Genomic DNA, 896 nt, shown 5'->3' with positions numbered 1-896 from the left:
AACCACTTTCTAAAAATAGTGGTGGGTGATGACAGGCTCGAACTGCCGACATTCTGCGTGTAAGGCAGACGCTCTACCAACTGAGCTAATCACCCTGAGTTTTACTTTACATTAAAGAACTTAGCTTGATTACTATGTCCTCTGAATGTAGGTGGGTATTATATACACTATTTTCTGTGTGTCAAATATATTTTTAACTTTTTTGCTCTTATTGAGTTTGAGGTTGTTCTTTAGGGGTAGGCTTGTTCATAAATAGCGACATAATTACCCCAAGAATGGCCAGTACAATACCCAATATAAAGGCTGTTTGACCCCCTGCAGTCAATGAAATACTTTCCATCGCAGGATCTGATGGATTACTTACGCTTTTAAGGAAGCTGTTTTGAGAAGCCGACATAATGGTAATGGCGAGCGCCGTACCAATAGAGCCAGAGATCTGCAGCAAAGTATTAATTAAAGCGGTTCCATCTGGATACAAGTTGGCTGGCAGAGCGTTTAAGCCATGGGTTTGCAAGGGCATCATAACGAAGGTTACGCCAACCATCAGCCCCGAGTGCAATAGCACTACGGTGTACATCGAGGTGTCTGTAGTGACATGAGATAAATTCCACAGCATAAATAGCATGATCAAGAAGCCAGGGGTCAATAGAACCTTAGGGCCATACATATCATAAGCTCGGCCTGCAACGGGTGACAAAATACCATTGATAGCACAGCCAGGCATCAATACAAGGCCTGCTGTCAATGCAGTTAGACCCAGTCCAATTTGCAAGTATAACGGCAATAATACCAATTCTACAAAATAAGGTACAATACAACCAACTCAACAACATAATAGAATCATATGCCGAAAAAGACCCCTAGAAATCATAAACTCACAGACCACGATTTTCTGC

General features: G+C 42.0%; 1 protein-coding gene and 1 tRNA gene. Both read right to left on the bottom strand.

Annotated features, from left to right (window positions below; translation table 11 throughout):
• Positions 1-19: 19 nt before the first annotated feature.
• A tRNA-Val gene (locus A1232T_RS13020) sits at positions 20-95 on the bottom strand.
• Positions 96-208: 113 nt separating this feature from the next.
• Positions 209-793 carry an MFS transporter gene (locus tag A1232T_RS13015; RefSeq protein WP_279625900.1) on the bottom strand — a complete coding sequence of 195 codons (585 nt, stop codon included), beginning with the start codon at positions 791-793 and terminating at the stop codon, positions 209-211.
• Positions 794-896: the final 103 nt, after the last annotated feature.

It is taken from the genome of Psychrobacter pasteurii, assembly GCF_900162815.1.
Taxonomy (GTDB): domain Bacteria; phylum Pseudomonadota; class Gammaproteobacteria; order Pseudomonadales; family Moraxellaceae; genus Psychrobacter; species Psychrobacter pasteurii.
The sequence above is the reverse complement of the archived record's forward strand: the minus strand, read 5'-3'. Positions and strand labels throughout refer to the sequence as shown.